Origin of the sequence: Bradyrhizobium sp. (genome assembly GCF_049512235.1) — a bacterium.
Lineage (GTDB): Bacteria > Pseudomonadota > Alphaproteobacteria > Rhizobiales > Xanthobacteraceae > Bradyrhizobium.
The window spans coordinates 1-3,446 of the sequence record NZ_JBEKXH010000614.1 but is presented as its reverse complement, the minus strand read 5'-3'; the positions used below and the strand labels follow the sequence as shown (position 1 = coordinate 3,446).

The window sequence follows — 3,446 nt, the reverse complement described above, 5'->3', positions numbered from 1 at the left end:
GTCTGCCGCCATTGTTCTTGTCCCGCAGTCTGTTTGCGTCTTTTTATTGAACCGGATGAGCTTTCTTTCGAAAGCCTCTGCGGTCGCCGGGCTTCCCCTGATGTCCCCTTCAGGGGTCCCGGCAGCATGATTAGAGGGCAGGTGCGGTTTTTAGGCAAGGCCAGTTCGAGCTTAAGCTGCGCCGAATACGCGCACTGTCCCGGGAAAAGCCCCACAGATGGGACGAAATTCCCAGCCAAATGAATGCAGCGGCCGGCATTCAGCCGACGCCGAGGGCCTTGAGCTTGCGATGCAGCGCCGATCGCTCCATGCCGACAAATTCAGCGGTCCGGGAGATATTGCCCGAGAAACGGCTGATCTGGGCGATCAGGTAGTCGCGCTCGAATACCTCCCTTGCCTCGCGCAGCGGCAAGCCCATGATGTGCTCGCCATTATTGCTGGTCGGCATAGCCGGCACCATCGAGCCGACATCCTGTGGCAGCATATCGGCGGTGATGATGACTTCCGGTCCGCCGCCGGCCAGGATCATGACGCGCTCGACATTGTTGCGCAGTTGCCGGACATTTCCGGGCCAGACATGCGACTGCAGCACAGCCATGGCATCCTGGCCGATCTGGCGTTTGGGCAGTCCGGTCGCGGCCGAGATCTGATCCATGAAATAGTCGATCAGTTCGGGGATGTCCTCCCGCCGCTCCGACAACGGTGGCACCCTGATCGGCACGACCGACAGGCGATGATAAAGATCCTCCCGGAACCGGCCTTCCGCGATTTCCTCCTCCAGATTGCGCGCGGTCGAGGATATGATGCGGACATCGACATTGACCTTGGTGGTACCACCGGACCGTTGGAAGGTCTGGTCGACCAGCACCCGCAGGATCTTGTTCTGGGTTTCGCGGGGCATGTCGCCGATTTCGTCGATAAACAGCGTTCCACCGTGGGCTTCTTCCAGCGCGCCGGCCTTGCGCGCATGCTCGCCATTGCTCTGTTCGATGCCGAACATTTCGACTTCCATGCGCTCCGGCGTGATCGCCGCGGCGTTGATGACGACGAACGGCCCTTCGGAGCGACCGGACGCGTTGTGCAGCGTGCGCGCTGCCAATTCCTTGCCCGAGCCCGAGGGCCCCACGATCAGGATGCGGCTGTTGGCCTTGGCCGCCCGTTCGATGGTCTGGCGCAGTTGATTCATGCAGGCCGAGCGTCCGGTCAGGACACTGGCCGCCGGGGCCAATTGCTTGAGTTCCTTGACTTCGCGTTTCAGACGCGAGGTCTCCAGCGCCCGCGTCGCCACCAGAATGAGGCGATCGGATTTGAAGGGCTTCTCGATGAAGTCGTAGGCGCCGCGCTTGATCGCAGCGACCGCGGTTTCAATATTGCCGTGCCCGGAGATCATCACGACCGGCAGATCGGCTTGATCCCGCTTGATCTGCTCCAAGAGCTGCAGCCCGTCGAGCTTGCTGCCCTGCAGCCAGATATCGAGAAAGACCAGATGCGGCCGGCGATTGGCGATTTCGGCCTGGGCCGAATCGCTGTCGCGCGCGGTGCGGGTGGTGAAGCCCTCGTCCTCGAGGATGCCCGCCACCAGGTCCCTGATATCGGCCTCGTCATCGACAATCAGAATGTCATTTGCCATGGATCGCGTCCCGCCTCGTCAGCTGCCTGTTGCGGCTTCGATTTTTGCTTCATTGTTGGTCGCCTCTGCCGGCATGCCGGTTTCGGGTGCCGGTAGTTTTGTTTCCGGATCCGGCTCCCTGACGACGGTTTTCGCGGCATGCCCGGATACCGCAAAGCGCAACCGCATCCAGGCCCCACGCTGGGCCGGCCGGATGTCGGCCGCGTCATTGAGTTCGATGCGGCCGCCGTGGTCTTCCAGGACGCGGCCGACAATCGCCAACCCGAGGCCGGTGCCCTTTTCACGCGTGGTCACGTAAGGTTCGAGCAGGCGGGCCCGACTCACCTTGGGCAATCCTATACCGTTATCGATGACGTCGATCACGATGTCATCGCCTTGCTGGCCGGCAACGACCTCGATAAGTCCCTTGCCCAGCTGCTCCGCCGGGACGGCCTCGATGGCTTCCGCCGCGTTCTTGATGATGTTGGTCAGCGCCTGCGAGATCAGCCGCCGGTCGAACTGCGCCCGCATCGGCTCCTGCTTGATCTCGGCTTCGATATCGATGTCGGGATGTCCGACCCGCATCAGGAACACCGCCTGACGGACGGTGTCGGCGACGTCCTCGCCCTCGATCACCGGCTTCGGCATCCGCGCGAAGCGCGAGAATTCGTCGACCATCCGTCTGATGTCGTCAACCTGCCGCACGATGGTGTCCGTGCATTGCTCGAACACCGCCTTGTCCTCGATGATCACCTTGCCGAACTTGCGGCGAATGCGCTCGGCCGAGAGCTGGATCGGGGTCAGCGGATTCTTGATTTCATGGGCGATGCGGCGCGCCACGTCGGCCCATGCCGAGGTGCGCTGCGCGGACACCAGTTCGGTAATGTCGTCGAGCGTGATGATGTAGCTGTCGCGCGACTGGCTGGTCTGCTCGGCGCTGACGCGCACCGAAAGATTGCGCTCACGGCCGTCGCGGAGAATCGTGATCTGGCCCTGGACCAGCCGCTGCGTGCCGTCGCGCGCGGTTTTCATCATGTCATCGAGTTCGGGCAGCACTTCCGACAGCGGATGACCGAGCGTTTCCGATTCGGCGTGACCGATGAGTTTTTCGGCCGAGCGATTGAGAATGCCGACGTTGCCGGACGCATCGACCCCGATAATGCCGGCGCTCGCCGACGACAGCACCGCCTCGATGAAGCGGCGGCGGCTGTCGATCACGTTGCTGGCCGAGACCAGCTCGTCGCGCTGGGTGCGCAATTCCTGCGTCATCTTGTTGAAGGTCTCGCCGAGCTGGGCGAGATCGCCCTCCGACTTGTGCACCGGCACCTGCACATGCAGATCGCCGGTCGAGACGACATTGGCGGCGCTCATCAGCCGGCGGATCGGGGCCACCAGCCCGTTGGCAAAATTCAGCCCGATCAGAATCGAGGCCGTCAGCATGGTCAGGGCGATCACCGCGAACATCAACGCGAAACTCACCTGAATGCCAAGCCGGCGTGATTCGATCTCGGCATATTCGGCGGCACTGGCCTGGGTTTGCTTGACTTGCTCGACCAGGCGCGGCTCGAGCGGACGGGCGACGTAGAGGTAGGTGTCATTGTAGGCACGCAACTGGATCACCGCCCCGACCCAGTTTTCGTACGGCTCCGGCAACAACGAGATGTCGGGCACGGTATCGTTGACCTCCTTGCTGAGGAATTCCGGTTCCGGTGGCGAGAAGGCCATTTGAGTGCCGGTATCCGCCGTCATCAGAATATTGCGGTCCTTGTCGATCAGCATGGCGCCGGGCAGATTGCGCGAGGTTGCGCTGGTCGTCAGCCACTGTTGAAAGGATTTG

2 protein-coding genes are annotated in these 3,446 nt (G+C 62.3%); both read right to left on the bottom strand.

From position 1 onward, the window contains the following. Positions 1 to 259 precede the first annotated feature (259 nt). Positions 260 to 1,630, bottom strand: a complete 1,371-nt coding sequence (ntrX, locus tag ABSG20_RS32720) for a nitrogen assimilation response regulator NtrX (RefSeq protein WP_423868585.1) — start codon at positions 1,628 to 1,630, stop codon at positions 260 to 262. 18 nt (positions 1,631 to 1,648) lie between these two features. After that, a partial coding sequence (locus ABSG20_RS32715; protein WP_423868584.1) for a sensor histidine kinase occupies positions 1,649 to 3,446 on the bottom strand: 1,798 nt, incomplete at its 5' end.